The sequence below is a fragment of the Streptomyces sp. NPDC001980 genome, assembly GCF_040296885.1.
Taxonomy (GTDB): Bacteria; Actinomycetota; Actinomycetes; order Streptomycetales; family Streptomycetaceae; genus Streptomyces.
Genome location: NZ_JBEOYD010000010.1, coordinates 316,563 through 333,508, shown reverse-complemented (window position 1 = coordinate 333,508; position 16,946 = coordinate 316,563). Strand labels below are relative to the sequence as shown.

Here is a 16,946-nt window from a genome sequence, read left to right as displayed (position 1 = left end):
CGGTCGTAGGACCGCAGAAAGGTCCGGGCGTCCTGGAAACGCTCCGAGCGGATACCGACCGACTCCAGGAGCCAGGCGAGCGACGCGCGACCAGCCCCCACCGGGCCGTCAGCCGACAACGAAACGCGAAGTGGCCCGGACTCCAACAAGGAGTCCGGGCCACACGCCGTTCACGGCGAGGAACCTCAAATGGTCCTGAACGCCAGTACGACGTTGTGCCCACCGAACCCGAACGAGTCGTTCAGCGCGGCGATCCTGCCCTCGGGCAGCTGCCGAGCCTCGCCCCGCACCACGTCCGCGTTGACCTCGGGGTCGAGGTCGTCGAGGTTGATGGTCGGCGGAGCCGTCCGGTTCACCAGCGCCAGGATCGACGCGACGGTCTCGATACCACCGGCACCACCCAGCAGGTGACCGGTCATCGACTTGGTCGCGGAGATCGCCATGTGGTCGACGTCGTCGCCGAACACCTTCCGCAGCGCCTTGATCTCGGCCACGTCACCCTGCGGCGTCGACGTGGCGTGCGCGTTGACGTGCACGATCTCGGCCGGCTTCAGATCCGTGTTGTCGAGCAGGTTCTGCAGCGCTTGAGCGATCCCGTTGCCGGACGGCTCCGGCTGCGTGATGTGGTGCGCGTCGGCCGAGATGCCCTGGCCGACCGCCTCCGCGTAGATCCGCGCCCCGCGCGCCTTCGCGTGCTCCTCGGACTCCAGGACGATCACGCCCGCGCCCTCGCCGAGGACGAAGCCGTCACGGCCGGAGTCGTAGGGACGCGACGCACCCTCGGGGTCGTCGTTGTTCTTGGACATCGCCATCATGTTGCCGAACGCGACGATGGGCAGCGGGTGGATCGCCGCCTCGGTGCCGCCGGCCACGACGACGTCCGCACGGCCGGTGCGGATCATCTCGATGGCGTACCCGATGGCCTCGGCGCCGGAGGCGCAGGCCGACACGGGCGTGTGCACACCGGCCCGCGCACCCAGCTCGATACCGACGTTGGCGGCCGGCGAGTTGGGCATCAGCATCGGCACGGTGTGCGGGGAGACACGGCGTACGCCCTTCTCCTTCAGCACGTCGTACTGGTCCAGCAGGGTCGTCACACCGCCGATGCCGGAGGCGATGACGGCGCCGACCCGGTCGGGGTTGGCGGACGCGTCCTCACCGGCCTTGGCGGTGAAACCGGCGTCCTTCCAGGCCTCCTTGGCGGCGATCAGCGCGAACTGCGCCGACCGGTCCAGCTTGCGGGCCTGCGGACGAGGGATGATCTCGCCCGGTTCGACGGCGATCTGCGCCGCGATACGGACGGGCAGCTCGGCCGCCCAGTCCTGCTCCAGCAGGCGGACGCCGGACTTGCCGGCGACCAGGGCCTCCCAGAACGAAGCTGCGTCGCCACCCAGCGGTGTGGTTGCGCCGATACCGGTGACGACCACGGTGCGATTGGTCGGGCTCACGGGAATTCTTTCTCCAACGGATACGGGATTCGACGGCGCCACCGCCGGGTGGCGGGGCATTGCAGCCAGAGGCTGGCTAACTGCCTCAGGCCTGGTGCTTGAGGATGTAGTCGGTCGCGTCGCCGACGGTCTTGAGGTTCTTGACGTCCTCGTCCGGGATCTTGACGTCGAAGCGCTCTTCAGCGGCGACGACGACCTCGACCATGGACAGCGAGTCGACGTCCAGGTCGTCGGTGAAGGACTTGTCCAGCTGGACGTCCTCAACCGGGATGCCGGCGATCTCGTTCACGATCTCGGCGAGACCTTCGACGATCTCTTCCTGAGTGGCGGCCATGTCAGGCGCTCCTTCTTAGATGTTCCAGACGGTTGCTGCGGTGGTGCTGACGGCGTCCCGCACCGGATGCATGATCCGGCACGGAGTGCCTAGGGGAGGGTAACGACAGTGGCGGCGTAGACGAGACCCGACCCGAACCCGATGACGAGCGCGGTGTCCCCGCTCTTCGCCTCGCCGGTCGCCAGGAGCCGCTCCATAGCGAGCGGGATCGAGGCGGCCGACGTGTTGCCGGTGGTGCGGATGTCACGGGCGACCGTGACGTGCTCCGGCAGCTTGAGAGTCTTCACCATCGAGTCGATGATCCGCACATTGGCCTGGTGCGGGATGAAGACGTCCAGGTCGTCCGCGCTGATCCCGGCCGCGTCCAGCGCCTGCTGTGCGACCTTCGCCATCTCGAACACGGCCCAGCGGAACACCGCTTGGCCTTCCTGCGTGATCGCGGGGAACTTGACGTTGCCCCGGCTGTCCAGCGGAAGCTCGGACACGTCGCCGACCCGGTAGCGGTCCCAGGGAATGGTCTGCCTGATGGCATCCAGTTTGTCGCCCTCGGAACCCCAGACCGTCGGGCCCATCGCCGGCTCCTGCGAGGGGCCGACCACGACCGCGCCCGCGCCGTCGCCGAACAGGAAGGCGGTGGCCCGGTCCTCCAGGTCGGTGAGGTCGCTGAGCCGCTCCACGCCGATCACGAGCACGTACTCGGCGGAGCCTTCCACCACCATGCCCTTGGCGAGCGTGAGGCCGTAGCCGAAGCCCGCGCAGCCGGCGGTGATGTCGAAGGCGGCCGCCTTGTCCGTGCCGAGCTTGTCGGCGATCTCGGTGGCGACGGCCGGGGTCTGGCTGAAGTGCGAGACGGTCGAGACGACCACGGCGCCGATCTGCTCGGCGGAGATGCCCGCGTCCGCGATCGCCTTGCCGGAGGCCTCGATGGACATCGCGGCCACGGTCTCGTCCGGGCCCGCCCAGTGCCGGGTCTCGATGCCCGAGCGCGAGCGGATCCACTCGTCGGAGGAGTCGATCGTCTCCAGGATCACCTCGTTGGGCACCACGCGGGTCGGGCGGTAGCCGCCGACACCGAGGATGCGCGCGTACGGGGCACCCTTGCTGGGCTTGATCTTCGACATCGCTTGGGGCTCCTAACTCAGGCGCTGTGCTCGGCGATGAGCTCGCGGGCCGCGTCGAGGTCGTCGGGGGTCTTCAGGGCCAGCGTCTTCACGCCGGGCAGGGCGCGCTTGGCCAGGCCGGTCAGGGTGCCGCCCGGGCACACCTCCAGGAGGGCGGTGACGCCGAGCTCCTTGAAGGTCTCCATGCACAGGTCCCAGCGGACCGGGTTGGCGACCTGGCCGACCAGGCGGTCCACGATCTCGGCGCCGGACGCGACGGTCTGCCCGTCCTTGTTGGAGACGTAGGTGAACTTCGGGTCGAGCGGCGCGAGTTCCTTGGCGGCCTCGGCCAGCTTCTCGACCGCGGGGCCCATGTGGTGGGTGTGGAAGGCGCCCGCGACCTTGAGGGCGACGACCTTGCGGACACCCTCGGGCTTGTCCTCGCTCAGCGCGGCGAGCTGCTCCAGGGTTCCGGCCGCGACGATCTGCCCTGCGCCGTTGATGTTCGCCGGGGTCAGACCGAGCTTCTCCAGATGCGCGACGGAGACCTCCGGGTCGCCACCGAGCAGCGCCGACATGCCGGTCTCGGTGATCGCGGCGGCCTCGGCCATCGCGAGCCCGCGCTTGCGTACGAGGGCCAGCGCGGCGGTCTCGTCCAGGACGCCCGCGAAGGCGGCGGCGGTGATCTCACCGACGCTGTGCCCGGCGACCGCGCCCGGTGCGATGCCGGCGATGTCACCGAGTGCCGCACCGGAGACGAGCCCTGCGGCGACCAGCAGCGGCTGCGCGATCGCGGTGTCCCGGATCTCGTCCGCGTCGGCGTGCGTGCCGTAGTGCACCAGGTCGAGACCGACGGCGTCCGACCAGGCACGCAGACGGTCCTCGACACCGGGAAGGTCGAGCCAGGGGGTCAGGAAGCCAGGGGTCTGGGCGCCCTGGCCGGGAGCGACGAGTACGAGCACTCTCACACTCTCTCTTGGGGACGGCCACGGCCGCCCGTGGGGACAGGGACGAAGAACACGAGGGGGTTTTGTGGATCCCCGACAAAATCCTATGACTGGGGATCTCCATCGACCAGACGCCCCAGGATCAGCGCGATCCGCAGCGTGAAGGCGGATCGTACATCGGAGGGCGACCATCCGGTGACGTCAGTCACACGTCGGAGCCGGTAGCGCACGGTGTTCGGGTGGACGAAGAGCATCCGGGCCGCACCCTCCAGGCTGCTCGCCTGTTCCAGATATACGCTCAGCGTTTCCAGCAGCGCCGAACCGGCTTCTTCCAGCGGTCTGTAGATCTCCTCCACCAGCTGCTCGCGCGCGCTCGGATCGCCCGCGATGGCGCGCTCCGGGAGGAGATCGTCCGCCAGCACCGGGCGCGGCGCGTCCTGCCAGGCGGAACAGGCCTTGAGCCCCGCGGCGGCGGCCTGCGCGGACCGGGTGGCCGCCAGCAGGTCCGGCACCACCGGCCCCGCGACGACCGGCCCGGCGGCGTACGGCCCGATCAGCGACTTGGCCACGGCCAGCGGATTGTCGTTGCCGCCCGCGATGACGACGAGGCGGTCCCCGAGCACCCCGGTCAGCACCTGCAGCTTGGCGTGCCGGGAGGCCCGCCGGATCGCCTCGACGGTCAGCTCGCTGTCCCCTTCGGGCGCGGTGCCGAGCACGACGCACACATGGTCGGGAGAGTTCCACCCGAGCGCCGCGGCCCTGCTCACCGCCCCCTCGTCGGCCTCTCCGCTCAGCACGGCATTGACGACCAGCGACTCCAGCCGCGCGTCCCAGGCACCGCGTGCCTCGGCGGCCTGGGCGTACACCTGGGCGGTGGCGAAGGCGATCTCACGGGCGTACACGAGCAGCGCCTCGCGCAGCACTCTCTCGTCGCCCGGCGCCGCGACCTCGTCGATCGCGCTCTCCATGACCTCGATGGTGGTCCGCACCATCTCCACGGTCTGCCGCAGCGTGATCGCCCGGGTCAGCTCCCGCGGCGCGGTCCCGAACACGTCCGTCGAGATCGCCTGCGGGGCGTCCGGGTGCCGGAACCACTCGGTGAAGGCCGCGATGCCCGCCTGGGCGACGAGCCCGATCCAGGAGCGGTTCTCCGGGGGCATGGCCCGGTACCACGGCAGGGTCTCGTCCATGCGTGCGATGGCCTGGGCGGCGAGGCTGCCGGACGACTTCTCCAGCCGCTTCAGGGTCGCGGAGTGCGGGTGGACCGGACGAGCCGAGGGGTCGGACTTGCGCGTTACGGGTTCGGGCACGGGGACAAGACTGCCTTATCCGGACGGGAGCCTGCGCCGCCGGGTGCCGACTGCGGTCTACCGTGGTGCCGTGATGGACGTCAGGCGCGCGGCGCAGCGCTATCCGGGAGGCGACCCCGCGACCGGCATCGAGTCGTGGCACGCCTTCTCCTTCGGCCCGCACTACGACCCCGACAACCTGCGCTTCGGGGCGGTCCTCGCCTGCAACGAGGAGCGCCTGGCACCGGAGGCCGGTTTCGACGAGCATCCGCACAGCCATACCGAGATCGTGACGTGGGTGGTCGAGGGCGAGCTCACGCACCGCGACTCGGCGGGCAACGAGACGGTGGTGCTCCACGGCGACGTGCAGCGGCTGAGCTCCGCGGGGGGCGTCCGCCACGTGGAGCGCAACGACGGGCCCGGCCCGCTGACCTTCGTCCAGATGTGGCTGGCCCCGGTACGCCCCGGCGGCGAACCGTCGTACGACATCGTCCGCGGCATCGCCGACTCGACCCCGTACGCGGTCCCGGAGGCCGGCGCGATGCTGCACGTCCGCCGCCTGGGGGCGGGGGAGCGGACGGCGGTGCCGGACGGGGCGTATGTGTACGTGCATGTGGTGCGGGGCGAAGTGCGGCTGGGCGGGGTGGAGCTGGCGCCCGGGGACTCCGTACGGATCACCGACGCGAAGGACTTGGAGGCGTCGGGGATCTCGGACGCGGAGCTGTTGCTGTGGGAAATGGCGGGGTAACGACGGTCGTTGTCCGACCGCGGGCCGGTGGGGGTTGCCCGCGCCCCTTACGGGGCTTACTCAGCTGCGGGCAGGCGTGCCTCCCCCAGTGCCTTAAGGGCCTGGGAGGTGCCCCCAGGCGGCACGGGTGGGCGCAGCGGCACCCGGCCAGCGCCGGTAAGCGTCCCCACCCCCCGCCGCAGCCCACCTCAGCCGCGCAGCTCCGCCAGCACCGCGTCCGTGAATGCCGGCCACGCCTCGACCGCCCAGGGGCCGAACGCCCTGTCTGTCAGCGCGACACACGCCAGCCCCACCTCGGGGTCGACCCACAGAAACGTCCCCGCCTGCCCGAAGTGCCCGAACGTCCGCGGCGAGGACGAAGCCCCCGTCCAGTGCGGCGACTTGGAGTCGCGGATCTCGAAGCCCAGCCCCCAGTCGTTCGGGTTCTGGTGCCCGTACCCCGGCAACACGCCCTTCGTCCCGGGGTACTGGACGGTCAGCGTCGCCTCCGCCACCGTCCGCGGATCCAGCAGCCGCGGCGCCTGCAGCTCCGCCGCGAACCGCAACAGGTCCGACACCGACGACACGCCGTCCTTCGCCGGCGACCCCTCCAGCGACGTCGACGTCATGCCCAACGGCTCCAGCACCGCCTGCCGGGCGTACTCGTCGAACGGCATCTCCGTCGCCTTCGCGACATGCTCCCCGAGCACCTCGAACCCGGCGTTCGAGTACAGCCGCCGCTCCCCGGGAGGCGCCATGACCCGGTGTTCGTCGAAGGCCAGCCCCGAGGTGTGCGCGAGCAGGTGCCGTACCGTCGCCCCGTCCGGCCCGGCCGGCTCGTCGAGCTCGACCGCCCCCTCCTCGTACGCGACGAGCACCGCGTACGCCGCGAGCGGCTTGGTGACGGAGGCCAGCGGGAAGCGGTGTCCGACCGGCCCGCGGGTACCGAGGACCGTCCCGTCGGTGCGTACGACACCCGCCGCGGCGGTGGGGACCGGCCAGTTCTCGATGGACGCGAGGCTGTTCAAGGACATGCCTACGACCCTAAGCGGCTCAGAGCCGCAGCATCATCGTGGGGTCCGGCTTGTGGACGAAGCCGAGCGCGGCGTAGAGCGGCTCGGCCTCCGCGGACGCGGTCAGCATGACCTGCCCCGCACCCCGCTCGCGGAACCAGACCAGCAGCTCCTCCATACACGCGCGCGCGTACCCGCGCCGACGGGCGTCCGGGTCGGTCGCCACGCTGAAGACGTACCCGGAGCGGCCGTGCGGGGTGCCCGCCTTGCCGATCCGGTAGTCGACGGTCCCCACGACCAGCGCCGCCAGCGCCCCGGGCCGGTCCGGATGGTCGACGACGAACGCGGCGAAGTCCCCGTCCGGCTCGCCCAGCCGCTCCTCCAGCGCCGGTCGCGCCTGGGCGTGCCATCCTGTGGAGCTGTCCCCGTCGGGCAGCGTGTCGATCATCACCTGGCGCAGCCGCAGCACTTCTGCCGCGTCGTCGGCCGTGGCACGGCGTACGAGACTCATGCCCCGCACGCTAGTCACCGTCCGGGCCGCCCGTCCCGCGTATTTCTTACCGGGTCCCGCTTGCTTCGAGTGCACTCGAAGGTCATAGCGTGGGTGCATGACGGTGATGCACACCACGACCGAGGCCCCCACCGAGCAGCCCGACATCGCGCCCGCCAACGTCTGTTCCGCTCCGCCCCGGCGGCATCCGCGTCCCGAGGGCCAGGACCGTTACACGATCAGCGAGGTCGTCGCCTTCACCGGCCTGACCGCCCACACCCTGCGCTGGTACGAGCGGATCGGCCTGATGTCCAGCATCGACCGCTCCCACACCGGCCAGCGCCGCTACAGCAACCGCGACCTGGACTGGCTGGACTTCGTGACCAAGCTCCGCCTGACCGGCATGCCGGTGGCCGACATGGTCCGCTACGCGGAACTGGTGCGGGAAGGCGAGACGACCTACCCCGAGCGCCGCGAGCTGCTGGAGCAGACAAGAAGAGACGTCGTGTCGAGGATCGCCGAACTCCACGACACCCTGTCGGTCCTGGACAGGAAGATCAGTTTCTACGAAACCGGCAGCAACTGAAACGCGCCCCCTTGGGGGCGCCGGGGGTACCCCCGGCCGAAGGCTGGGGGAGGAGCGGCGCGACCAGCCCCCACCGGCCGGCAGTCGGACAACCGCCCCTCACAACTCGGCCAACAACTCCGCCTTCTTCGCGGCGAACTCCTCGTCGGTGACCAGCCCCGCCTGATGCAGCTCCCCCAGATGCCGAATCCGCTCGGCGATGTCCGCGGGATCCCGCCGCCCCGCCGGCGCCGGCACCGCAGCGGCCCCCTTGGCCCGCAGGGCCTCCAGCACCGCCGCCGCGAACGGCAACGACTCGTGCACGGGGCCGTAGCCCAGCCCGAACACCACGGTCGCCGGATCCTGGTCGGCCGGGACCGTCGGCGTCGCCCCCGCGAGGTCCCGCCGCAGCAGTCGCAGATGCCCCTCGAAGACCTCGGGCGACCGCCACTCCACACCTCCCAGGTCGGCGACGGCGAAGCTCTGGTCGCCGGCCTTCCACTTCGCCGTGGACGCGCCCGTCCACGACCACCGGAAGTGCACGGCCCGGCCGTCGAAGCTCGCCTTCCCGTCGTACGCCTTGAACTGCCGGGGCCCCTCGGGTGCGGCGACCAGAAATCTTTCCGTCGGTCCGGACGCGGTGAGCAGCGGTCGCAGCTCGTCGGCGTAGTACTCGGCGAGGGTCGCCCGCTCGGCCGGGACCACCAGGCGGTACGGGTCGCTGCCGTCCTTCAGCTGCCCGGCCGCCGCCTCCAGCAGGGGGTCGGCGCCGGGGCGCGGCTCGGCCTTCAGCACGACCGTGCCCCGCTTCCCGGGCGTGAGCGTCACGCCCTCCAGCGCGGCCAGCGGCACCCGGCGTTCACCCAGGCTCTGGAACAGCTTGGGTGTTCGAATCCCCCGTTCGTAGCGGATGAGCACGGAGTCGGACTCGAACTCCCAGGCGGCATGAAATCCGGCCAGTACGTCACCCATGCGGCTCATCGTATGCGGCACGTGCTTCTCAGTCCCATCCCCGCGCATACCGCACTTCCTGCTGTCTCTACGCGCGTCCGGCCATCAACGTGCCGGACAAACCCGCCCGGCACCCGTCATCGTCGTGGGCGCAGGTCACCGCGCCGTATGCGCCGACCCCGACGTCCGCGAGGTTGCGCAGGCTGTCCGTGCCCGGCTCGAAGTAGCCGGCGTGTCCCTTCGCGTCGTGCGCCGACAGCACCCGGGCGCCGAAGGAGGAGGAGACGGGGTCGGCACCGTGGCCGAGTCCGCCGAGCTCCAGATAGGGGACGTCCTGGATCCAGTCGGAGGCGTCCCGCATCGCCCACACCCGGGCCGAGGTGCCCAGGTGGGAGGCGTTCTCGACGCGCATCCCGGGACTCGCGGCCACCGCTATGTCGGCCACCCGGTCCGGCATGGCGTGCGCGGCCACCCCGCAGACCACCGAGCCGTAGCTGTGGCAGAACATCGACACCGGCGCGTCCCCGGGCAGCGCGCGCAGCAGCGCGTTGAGGCGTACGGCGCCCTGCTCGGCGGCCATCCCGGTCGCCGCGTCCACGCCGAGGCCGTCGGGTGCGGTGTAGTCGGCCCAGGCGATCACCGCCGTACGGGTCGACGGGCTCGCCGTGCGCTCCGCCCGGTACAGCGCCTTGGCCATGCCGACCGGCGCGGTGTACTGGCGGTACGTCTTCTGGAAGGTGAGCAGGTCGGTGTCGACGCCGGGGACGACGACGGAGATCCGCTCGGCCTTCGTGAGGTCGCCGAACACCTCCGCGACCCGGCCGCTGCCGTCCGGGTCGAAGGCGAGGATCTGCCGGCCCTTCGCCATCAGCGCCTCGTAGCGGTGCATGCGACGGCCGGCGTCCTGTTGCCCGGCCACGCTGAGCCGCGGGTCGTGCATGCGTTTCTTCTCGACGGCGCGCTGCTGGTCGAGGGCGATGTCGTTGGCGCGGTACCGCAGTTCGGCCGGGGCACCGTTCATGTTGCCCACGGCGAGCGGGTAACGGTGCACGAGCCGGTCGCGCTCCTGCGCGGTGAGCGACGCGAAGAACCGGGTGAGGAGCGCGGGCGACGCCTCCGGGTCCGGCAGGTGCAGGCCGTGGACGCTGCCGTGCTCCCACTTGGCGAGGGAGGTCTGCAGGGCGGTGGTCTCGCGGTGCGTGCGCAGGGCGGTCCAGCCGGTGGTCGCGAGCATCACGAACACGACGGCCAGGGCAAGCAGTGCGCGCCAGACGTTGAGGGGCGGGGAGGTGTCGAAGGAAGTCACTGGGAGGACACACTAGGAGAACGAAGGGGTCTCGCGGTAACTGAGTGACAGTTATCACGTTTCGGCAAACGTGAGGCCTGTCTCGGGCCCATGTGAAGGGGAGTCAGTCCTCGCGCCAGTTCCCGGTGAGCGCCGGTCCCACCTGATCGAGGTACGACGCGGTGAGTTCGCGGATTGCGGTGACGCTGAAGTCGTCACCGACCGACCAGTGCCGCTCGGTGACCCGGACGACCGCGCCGAACACGGCGACCACGAGCCGGGGCCGGGGGTCGGTGTCCGGGTCGACGCCCTCCCGCTCGGCGACGATCCGCGCGATCTCCTCCTCCGTCTCCGCCTGACGCCGCAGGTGGGCGGCGAACAGGGCCGGGGTCGCCTCGATCATCTTGTACATGCGCAGGAACAGCTCGACCGGCACGTACCGCTCGATGGCCTCCTCGATGGTGTCCCAGCTGTCCATGACCGACCGGCGCAGCGCCTCCAGCGGGGGCTCCTCGGGCGGGCGGCGGCGCACCGCCTCGACGTAGTGCTTCTCGGTGAGCCGCGGCACGAAGAACGCCACGTCCTCCTTGCTGGCGAAGTAACGGAAGAAGGTGCGCTGCGAGACGTCGACGGACGCGGCGATCTCGTCGACGGTGGTGTGCTCGTAGCCCTGGGTCACGAACAGTTCGAGCGCGGACCGCAGCAGCGTGTCCCGGGTGTGCTGTTTCTTGCGTTCGCGCAGCGTCTCCATGCCTGACAGTTACTGACTAGTGAATTTGTTTGTCAACTGTCAGTGGCTGTCACTAGCCTCGAACGCATGACTAGTCAGACCACGATCGACACGGCGGGGTCGGGGGACAAGGCACCAGCGGCCCTGCCGGACCGGCCGCCGGCCTCCGGCCTGCGCGGCCACCCCTGGTTCACCCTGATAACCGTCGCCGTCGGGGTCATGATGGTCGCCCTCGACGGCACCATCGTGGCCATCGCCAACCCCGCGATCCAGAAGGACCTCGGCGCCACCTTCGCCCAGGTCCAGTGGATCACCAACGGCTACTTCCTCGCCCTCGCGGTCTCCCTGATCACCGCGGGCAAGCTCGGTGACCGCTTCGGCCACCGGCAGACGTTCCTGATCGGCGTCGTCGGCTTCGCCGCCGCCTCCGGGGCCATCGGCCTGTCCGACAGCATCGGCCTGGTCGTCACCTTCCGCGTCTTCCAGGGCCTGTTCGGCGCGCTGCTGATGCCGGCCGCGCTCGGCCTGCTGCGGGCCACCTTCCCGGCCGAGAAGCTCAACATGGCGATCGGCATCTGGGGCATGGTCATCGGCGCCTCCACCGCGGGCGGCCCGATCCTCGGCGGCGTGCTGGTCCAGCACGTCAGCTGGCAGTCGGTGTTCTTCATCAACGTGCCGGTCGGCGCCATCGCCCTGATCCTCGGCGTGGTCATGCTGCTCGACCACCGCGCGGAGAACGCGCCGCGCTCCTTCGACCTGCTCGGCATCGGCCTGCTCTCCGGCGCCATGTTCTGCCTGGTCTGGGCCCTCATCAAGGCGCCGAGCTGGGGCTGGGGCGACGGCAAGACGTGGACGTTCATCGCCGCGTCGGTGCTGGGCTTCGCCCTCTTCGCCTTCTGGGAGACGAGGGTCAAGGAGCCGCTCATCCCGCTGGGCCTGTTCCGCTCCGTCCCGCTCTCCGCGGGCGTCGTGCTCATGGTCCTGATGGCCATCGCCTTCATGGGCGGCCTCTTCTTCGTGACGTTCTACCTCCAGAACGTGCACGGCATGGACCCGGTCGACGCCGGCCTCCACCTCCTCCCGCTCACCGGCATGATGATCGTCGGCTCCCCGCTGGCCGGCGCCGCGATCACCAAGCTCGGCCCGCGCATCCCGCTGGCCGGCGGCATGGCGGCCACCGCGATCGCCATGTACGGCATGTCCACACTCAAGGCGGACACCGGCAGCGCGCTCATGTCCCTCTGGTTCGCCCTGCTCGGCCTCGGCCTCGCGCCGGTCATGGTCGGCGCCACCGAGGTCATCGTCGGCAACGCGCCGATGGAGCTCTCCGGTGTGGCCGGCGGTCTCCAGCAGGCCGCGATGCAGATCGGCGGCAGCCTCGGTACGGCCGTCCTCGGCGCCGTGATGGCTTCCAAGGTCGACAGCGACCTGCCGGGCAACTGGGCCGACGCGGGGCTGCCGAAGCTGACCGACGCGCAGCTGGCGCAGGCATCGGAAGCCGTCCAGGTCGGTGTCGCGCCGGTCGCCGAGGGCACGCCCGCGGAGATCGCCGCGAAGATCTCCGGCGTCGCCCACGACACGTTCATCTCCGGCATGAGCCTCGCCTCGCTCGTCGCGGCGGGGGTGGCGGCGGTCGCGATCCTGGTCGCGCTGTTCACCAAGCGCGGCGAGCACACGGACGCGGGCGCGGGCGTCGGCCACATCTAGCGCAACGCGCCGGGCCGTTATGTCCGGTTTCTGGGGGCGAAGTTCGCCTATCAGGGTGACTCCGCTAAAGATTCCTCGCCCTCGGTACGCACCGCAGGTCACAGTGGGTCAAGTCCTCCGCAGGGCATGGGAGGACAGTTGGGCCGCGGCGCGCTGCCGGAGGGGGGCAGCGCGCGGGCAGGTCTGCGGACGCGGAACAGGGGTACCCGGTCATCAACCCGAACAGGTCATGGAGACCGAGGAGTTGATGATGGCGAGCTTCGGGCAACGAACCCGCGGGTACCCCCGTTCACGTGGCCGGACAGGCCCACGGGGCGGGCTGGACCGCGACACGCTGGGCATCGTCGGCACGATCTGTGCCGTTGCCGGCTTCTTCACGCTGGGGATCGTGCTGGGGCCGGCGGCACTGGTGTGCGGCTGGGTCTCCATGGGCCGGATATGGAACCCGAAGAGCTCCGTACCGGCGCTGGTGGCGGTGGTGCTGGGGGCGATCGACACGGTGCTGGCGCTGCTGTGGCTGGGGGGCGTATCGCTCTAGCGTGCGGGCCGGTGGGGGTTGCTCGCGCAGTTCCTCCCCCAGCCCCTTCGGCCGGGGGTACCCCCAGCGCCCCTTACCGGGCTACTCGGCTGCGGGCAGTCGTGCCTCCCCCAGTGCCTTAAGGGCCTGGGAGGTGCCCCCAGGGCGGCAGGGGTGGGCGCAGCGGCACCCGGCCAGCGCCGGTGAGCGCACCCCGCCCCCCGCCGCCACCCCCTCGCGCAGGGCAGTGACCTCCGCCCTGAGCGCCCGCACTTCCTCGGTCAGCATCCCGATCGCCTCCGTCTGCCGCCGCTCCTCCACGTCGTCCTTCTCGAACCGCGCGATGAACCACGTCGCGATGTTCGCCGTCACCACACCCAGCAGGGCGATCCCGGAGAGCATCAGGCCCACCGCGATCATCCGGCCCAGCCCGGTCGTCGGCGCGTGGTCCCCGTAACCCACCGTTGTCATCGTCGTGAACGACCACCACAGCGCGTCACCCAGCGTCCGGATGTTCCCGTTCGGCGAGTCGCGCTCCACCGACAGCACGGCCAGCGACCCGAACATGAGGAGGCCGACGACCGCGCCGACGACATACGTCGTCAGCCGGATCTGCGAGGCCATCCGTGCCCGCCGCCCCACCAGCATCAGCGTCGCGACGAGCCGGAGCAGTCGCAGCGGCTGGAGCAGCGGCAGCACCACCGCGCACAGGTCTATCCAGTGCGTCCGCACGAACTCCTTGCGCCGGGGCGCGAGGGCCAGCCGCATCAGGTAGTCCACGGCGAAGGAGCCCCACACCACCCACTCCGCCACCGTGCACGCGGCGGTGAGGACATGTCCCGCGGAACTGTCCACGATCGGCAGCGCGTAGGCGACGGCGAAGGCCACCGCGAGCGCCAGCAACGGGCGTTGGGTGACCTGCTCCCAACGGGCCTGTGCGGACTGTTCCTTCATGTGCGCATCGTAAGGAAAGCGCGAGGGCGGCGGAGACCACAGCTCCGCCGCCCTCGGCCGGTTCGCCCGTCAGGGGCTACGCGTCGCCGCCCGCCGCGCCCGGGTGCGCCGCCGTGACGTCCAGCAGCTGGTACCGGTCGATGGCCTGCTTGAGCACCGAACGGTCGAGCTTGCCCTCGCGGGCCAGCTCGGTCAGCACCGCGACCACGATCGACTGCGCGTCGATGTGGAAGAACCGGCGCGCCGCGCCCCGCGTGTCGGCGAAGCCGAACCCGTCGGCGCCCAGTGACTGGTACGTGCCCGGTACCCAGCGCGCGATCTGGTCCGGAACCGACCGCATCCAGTCGGACACGGCCACGAACGGACCCTCGGCGCCGCTCAGCTTCTGCGTCACCCACGGGGTCCGCTGCTCCTCCTCCGGGTGCAGCAGGTTGTGCTCCTCGCAGGCCACGGCCTCGCGCCGCAGCTCGTTCCAGGAGGTGGCGGACCAGACGTCGGCCTTCACGTTCCAGTCCTCGGCGAGGATCCGCTGGGCCTCGATCGCCCACGGGACCGCCACGCCAGACGCCATGATCTGCGCCGGGACCGTGCCCGCCGTGCCCGCGCTGATCCGGTGGACGCCCTTGAGGATGCCCTCGACGTCGACGTCGGCCGGCTCGGCCGGGTGCTGGATCGGCTCGTTGTAGACGGTCAGGTAGTAGAAGACGTCCTCGCCGTGCGGGTGCTCGGCGTCGCCGCCGTACATGCGGCGCAGGCCGTCCTGGACGATGTGGGCGATCTCGTACGAGTACGCCGGGTCGTAGGCCACGCACGCCGGGTTCGTCGAGGCCAGCAGCTGGGAGTGGCCGTCGGCGTGCTGGAGGCCCTCGCCGGTCAGGGTCGTACGGCCGGCGGTCGCGCCCAGGACGAAACCGCGCGCCAGCTGGTCGGCCATCTGCCAGAACTGGTCGCCGGTGCGCTGGAAACCGAACATCGAGTAGAAGACGTAGACCGGGATGAGCGGCTCGCCGTGCGTGGCGTAGGCCGAGCCGGCCGCGATCAGGGAGGCCGTGCAGCCGGCCTCCGAGATGCCGTCGTGCAGCATCTGGCCGGTCGGGGACTCCTTGTAGGCGAGCAGCAGGTCGCGGTCGACCGCCTCGTACTGCTGGCCGAGCGGGTTGTAGATCTTCGCGCTCGGGAAGAAGGAGTCCATGCCGAACGTGCGGTACTCGTCCGGCGCGATCAGCACGAAGCGACGGCCGAGTTCCTTGTCCCGCATGAGGTCCTTGAGCAGTCGTACGAACGCCATCGTCGTGGCGATCGACTGCTGGCCGGTGCCCTTCTTCACGGTCGCGTACGTCTTGTCGTCCGGCAGCGCGAGCGGCTTGGAGCGTACGACGCGGGTCGGGACGTAGCCGCCGAGGCCCTTGCGCCGGTCGTGCATGTACTGGATCTCTTCCGAGTTCCGGCCCGGGTGGTAGTACGGCGGCAGGCCGGACTCCAGCTCCTTGTCGGAGATCGGCAGGTGCAGGCGGTCCCGGAAGCCCTTGAGGTCGGCGACCGTCAGCTTCTTCATCTGGTGCGTGGCGTTGCGGCCCTCGAAGTTCGGGCCCAGCGTCCAGCCCTTGATCGTCTTGGCCAGGATGACCGTCGGCTGGCCCCGGTGCTCGGTGGCCGCCTTGAACGCCGCGTAGATCTTGCGGTGGTCGTGGCCGCCGCGGCCCAGGTGCAGGATCTGGTCGTCGCTCATGTGCTCGACCATCGCGCGCAGCCGCTGGTCGTCGCCGAAGAAATGGTCGCGGATGTACGCGCCGGACTCGGTGGCGTAGGTCTGGAACTGGCCGTCGGGGGTCGTGTTCATCTTGTTGACGAGCACGCCGTCGCGGTCCTGGGCGAGCAGCGGGTCCCAGGTGCGGTCCCAGACCAGCTTGATCACGTTCCAGCCGGCGCCCCGGAAGACCGACTCCAGCTCCTGGATGATCTTGCCGTTGCCGCGCACCGGGCCGTCGAGCCGCTGCAGGTTGCAGTTGACGACGAAGGTGAGGTTGTCCAGGCCCTCGCGGGCGGCGATGGACAGCTGGCCGAGCGACTCCGGCTCGTCCATCTCGCCGTCGCCGAGGAACGCCCAGACGTGCGACTTGGAGGTGTCGGCGATCCCGCGCGCGTGCATGTAGCGGTTCATCCGCGCCTGGTAGATCGCGCCGATCGGGCCGAGGCCCATCGACACCGTCGGGAACTCCCAGAAGTCCGGCATCGAGCGCGGGTGCGGGTAGCTGGAGAGGCCGTCCGGGTATTTCGACTTCTCCTGGCGGAAGCCGTCCAACTGGGTTTCGCCGAGCCGGTCGAGCAGGAACGCGCGCGCGTAGATGCCGGGGGAGGCGTGCCCCTGGAAGAAGACCTGGTCGCCGCCGAGGCCGTCGTCCTTGCCGCGGAAGAAGTGGTTGAAGCCCACATCGTAGAGGGAGGCCGAGGAGGCGAAGGTGGCGATGTGACCGCCGACGCCGATGCCCGGACGCTGGGCGCGGGAGACCATCACCGCGGCGTTCCAGCGGGTCGCGTTCAGGACCTTGCGCTCGATCTCCTCGTTGCCCGGGAAGAACGGCTCGGCCCGGGTCGGGATCGTGTTGACGTAGTCCGTGCTGCGCATCTCGGGCACCGCGACGCGCCGCTCGCGGGCGCGCTCGATCAGGCGGAGCATCAGATAGCGGGCCCGCTCCCGGCCGCGCTCGTCCACGGCGGCGTCGAGCGAGTCGAGCCACTCCTGGGTTTCCTCGGGGTCGAAGTCAGGAACCTGACTCGGAAGGCCGCCAATGATGATCGGGTTGCGATCGGATCCGGAAGCCACGCTGTTCCTTACCTGTCAGAGGGGCACTGATTCCCTGTTTTTCCCTGTTTTCCCTGTTTCCCTGC

Annotated in this window: 16 protein-coding genes; 4 read left to right on the top strand and 12 right to left on the bottom strand. The window is 70.5% G+C overall.

The window, feature by feature from the left end; all coding sequences use genetic code 11:
* Positions 1-185: 185 nt before the first annotated feature.
* The 5 genes from fabF to fasR all read right to left on the bottom strand — a co-directional run bounded on the left by fabF (position 186) and on the right by fasR (position 5,139).
* Positions 186-1,448: a beta-ketoacyl-ACP synthase II gene (gene fabF, locus ABT137_RS18625; RefSeq protein WP_351709956.1), complete on the bottom strand. Its 1,263-nt coding sequence runs from the start codon at positions 1,446-1,448 to the stop codon at positions 186-188.
* Positions 1,449-1,533: 85 nt separating this feature from the next.
* Positions 1,534-1,782, bottom strand: a complete 249-nt coding sequence (locus ABT137_RS18620; RefSeq protein WP_046425089.1) for an acyl carrier protein — start codon at positions 1,780-1,782, stop codon at positions 1,534-1,536.
* A gap of 89 nt (positions 1,783-1,871) precedes the next feature.
* Positions 1,872-2,903: a ketoacyl-ACP synthase III gene (locus tag ABT137_RS18615; RefSeq protein WP_351709953.1), complete on the bottom strand. Its 1,032-nt coding sequence runs from the start codon at positions 2,901-2,903 to the stop codon at positions 1,872-1,874.
* A 17-nt stretch (positions 2,904-2,920) separates the two neighbouring features.
* A complete protein-coding gene (locus ABT137_RS18610) occupies positions 2,921-3,844 on the bottom strand; it encodes an ACP S-malonyltransferase (RefSeq protein ID WP_351709950.1) in 924 nt (307 codons plus the stop codon).
* A gap of 89 nt (positions 3,845-3,933) precedes the next feature.
* Positions 3,934-5,139 (bottom strand): fatty acid biosynthesis transcriptional regulator FasR, encoded by a 1,206-nt coding sequence (gene fasR / locus ABT137_RS18605; RefSeq protein WP_351709947.1) that lies wholly within the window; start codon positions 5,137-5,139, stop codon positions 3,934-3,936.
* Between the two features lie 70 nt (positions 5,140-5,209).
* Here fasR and ABT137_RS18600 point away from each other — a divergent pair, with 70 nt between their 5' ends.
* A complete protein-coding gene (locus ABT137_RS18600) occupies positions 5,210-5,866 on the top strand; it encodes a pirin family protein (RefSeq protein WP_351709944.1) in 657 nt (218 codons plus the stop codon).
* Between the two features lie 188 nt (positions 5,867-6,054).
* Here the strand turns inward: ABT137_RS18600 and ABT137_RS18595 are convergent, their stop codons facing one another.
* Together ABT137_RS18595 and ABT137_RS18590 are read right to left on the bottom strand one after the other, a co-directional pair.
* The gene (locus ABT137_RS18595; RefSeq protein WP_351709941.1) at positions 6,055-6,879 is read right to left on the bottom strand and encodes a serine hydrolase domain-containing protein; all 825 of its coding nucleotides are present in this window, start codon (positions 6,877-6,879) and stop codon (positions 6,055-6,057) included.
* Between the two features lie 19 nt (positions 6,880-6,898).
* Positions 6,899-7,369 (bottom strand): GNAT family N-acetyltransferase, encoded by a 471-nt coding sequence (locus tag ABT137_RS18590; protein ID WP_351709938.1) that lies wholly within the window; start codon positions 7,367-7,369, stop codon positions 6,899-6,901.
* A gap of 97 nt (positions 7,370-7,466) precedes the next feature.
* Between ABT137_RS18590 and ABT137_RS18585 the strand changes: the two genes are divergently transcribed.
* Positions 7,467-7,934, top strand: coding sequence for a MerR family transcriptional regulator (locus ABT137_RS18585; RefSeq protein ID WP_351709935.1), 468 nt, complete (start codon positions 7,467-7,469; stop codon positions 7,932-7,934).
* A 99-nt stretch (positions 7,935-8,033) separates the two neighbouring features.
* Here ABT137_RS18585 and ABT137_RS18580 read toward each other — a convergent pair whose 3' ends face one another.
* From ABT137_RS18580 to ABT137_RS18570, 3 genes are all read right to left on the bottom strand, one after another.
* On the bottom strand, positions 8,034-8,885 hold the full coding sequence (locus ABT137_RS18580; RefSeq protein WP_351709932.1) for a DUF4429 domain-containing protein: 852 nt from the start codon (positions 8,883-8,885) through the stop codon (positions 8,034-8,036).
* Positions 8,886-8,952: 67 nt separating this feature from the next.
* Entirely contained in the window at positions 8,953-10,170 is a 1,218-nt protein-coding gene (locus ABT137_RS18575) for an alpha/beta hydrolase (RefSeq protein WP_351709929.1), read from the bottom strand.
* Positions 10,171-10,273: 103 nt separating this feature from the next.
* Positions 10,274-10,900, bottom strand: coding sequence for a TetR family transcriptional regulator (locus ABT137_RS18570; RefSeq protein WP_351709927.1), 627 nt, complete (start codon positions 10,898-10,900; stop codon positions 10,274-10,276).
* A 66-nt stretch (positions 10,901-10,966) separates the two neighbouring features.
* Between ABT137_RS18570 and ABT137_RS18565 the strand changes: the two genes are divergently transcribed.
* Together ABT137_RS18565 and ABT137_RS18560 are read left to right on the top strand one after the other, a co-directional pair.
* Positions 10,967-12,586, top strand: coding sequence for an MFS transporter (locus ABT137_RS18565; protein WP_351709925.1), 1,620 nt, complete (start codon positions 10,967-10,969; stop codon positions 12,584-12,586).
* Positions 12,587-12,815: 229 nt separating this feature from the next.
* Positions 12,816-13,124 carry a small hydrophobic protein gene (locus ABT137_RS18560; protein ID WP_351709922.1) on the top strand — a complete coding sequence of 103 codons (309 nt, stop codon included), beginning with the start codon at positions 12,816-12,818 and terminating at the stop codon, positions 13,122-13,124.
* Between the two features lie 81 nt (positions 13,125-13,205).
* Here ABT137_RS18560 and ABT137_RS18555 read toward each other — a convergent pair whose 3' ends face one another.
* On the bottom strand, positions 13,206-14,057 hold the full coding sequence (locus ABT137_RS18555) for a potassium channel family protein (protein WP_351709919.1): 852 nt from the start codon (positions 14,055-14,057) through the stop codon (positions 13,206-13,208).
* A gap of 76 nt (positions 14,058-14,133) precedes the next feature.
* Positions 14,134-16,881 (bottom strand): pyruvate dehydrogenase (acetyl-transferring), homodimeric type, encoded by a 2,748-nt coding sequence (gene aceE, locus ABT137_RS18550; RefSeq protein ID WP_351709916.1) that lies wholly within the window; start codon positions 16,879-16,881, stop codon positions 14,134-14,136.
* Positions 16,882-16,946 lie beyond the last annotated feature (65 nt).

Excerpts from the sequence above, each read along its gene's own strand:
- ABT137_RS18555 (WP_351709919.1), bottom strand. The coding sequence starts at position 14,057 with ATGAAGGAACAGTCCGCACAGGCCCGTTGGGAGCAGGTCACCCAACGC.
- ABT137_RS18615 (WP_351709953.1), bottom strand. The coding sequence starts at position 2,903 with ATGTCGAAGATCAAGCCCAGCAAGGGTGCCCCGTACGCGCGCATCCTC.
- ABT137_RS18590 (WP_351709938.1), bottom strand. The coding sequence starts at position 7,369 with ATGAGTCTCGTACGCCGTGCCACGGCCGACGACGCGGCAGAAGTGCTG.
- ABT137_RS18585 (WP_351709935.1), top strand. The coding sequence starts at position 7,467 with ATGACGGTGATGCACACCACGACCGAGGCCCCCACCGAGCAGCCCGAC.
- ABT137_RS18595 (WP_351709941.1), bottom strand. The coding sequence starts at position 6,879 with ATGTCCTTGAACAGCCTCGCGTCCATCGAGAACTGGCCGGTCCCCACC.
- ABT137_RS18620 (WP_046425089.1), bottom strand. The coding sequence starts at position 1,782 with ATGGCCGCCACTCAGGAAGAGATCGTCGAAGGTCTCGCCGAGATCGTG.
- ABT137_RS18560 (WP_351709922.1), top strand. The coding sequence starts at position 12,816 with ATGGAGACCGAGGAGTTGATGATGGCGAGCTTCGGGCAACGAACCCGC.
- ABT137_RS18565 (WP_351709925.1), top strand. The coding sequence starts at position 10,967 with ATGACTAGTCAGACCACGATCGACACGGCGGGGTCGGGGGACAAGGCA.
- ABT137_RS18580 (WP_351709932.1), bottom strand. The coding sequence starts at position 8,885 with ATGGGTGACGTACTGGCCGGATTTCATGCCGCCTGGGAGTTCGAGTCC.
- ABT137_RS18570 (WP_351709927.1), bottom strand. The coding sequence starts at position 10,900 with ATGGAGACGCTGCGCGAACGCAAGAAACAGCACACCCGGGACACGCTG.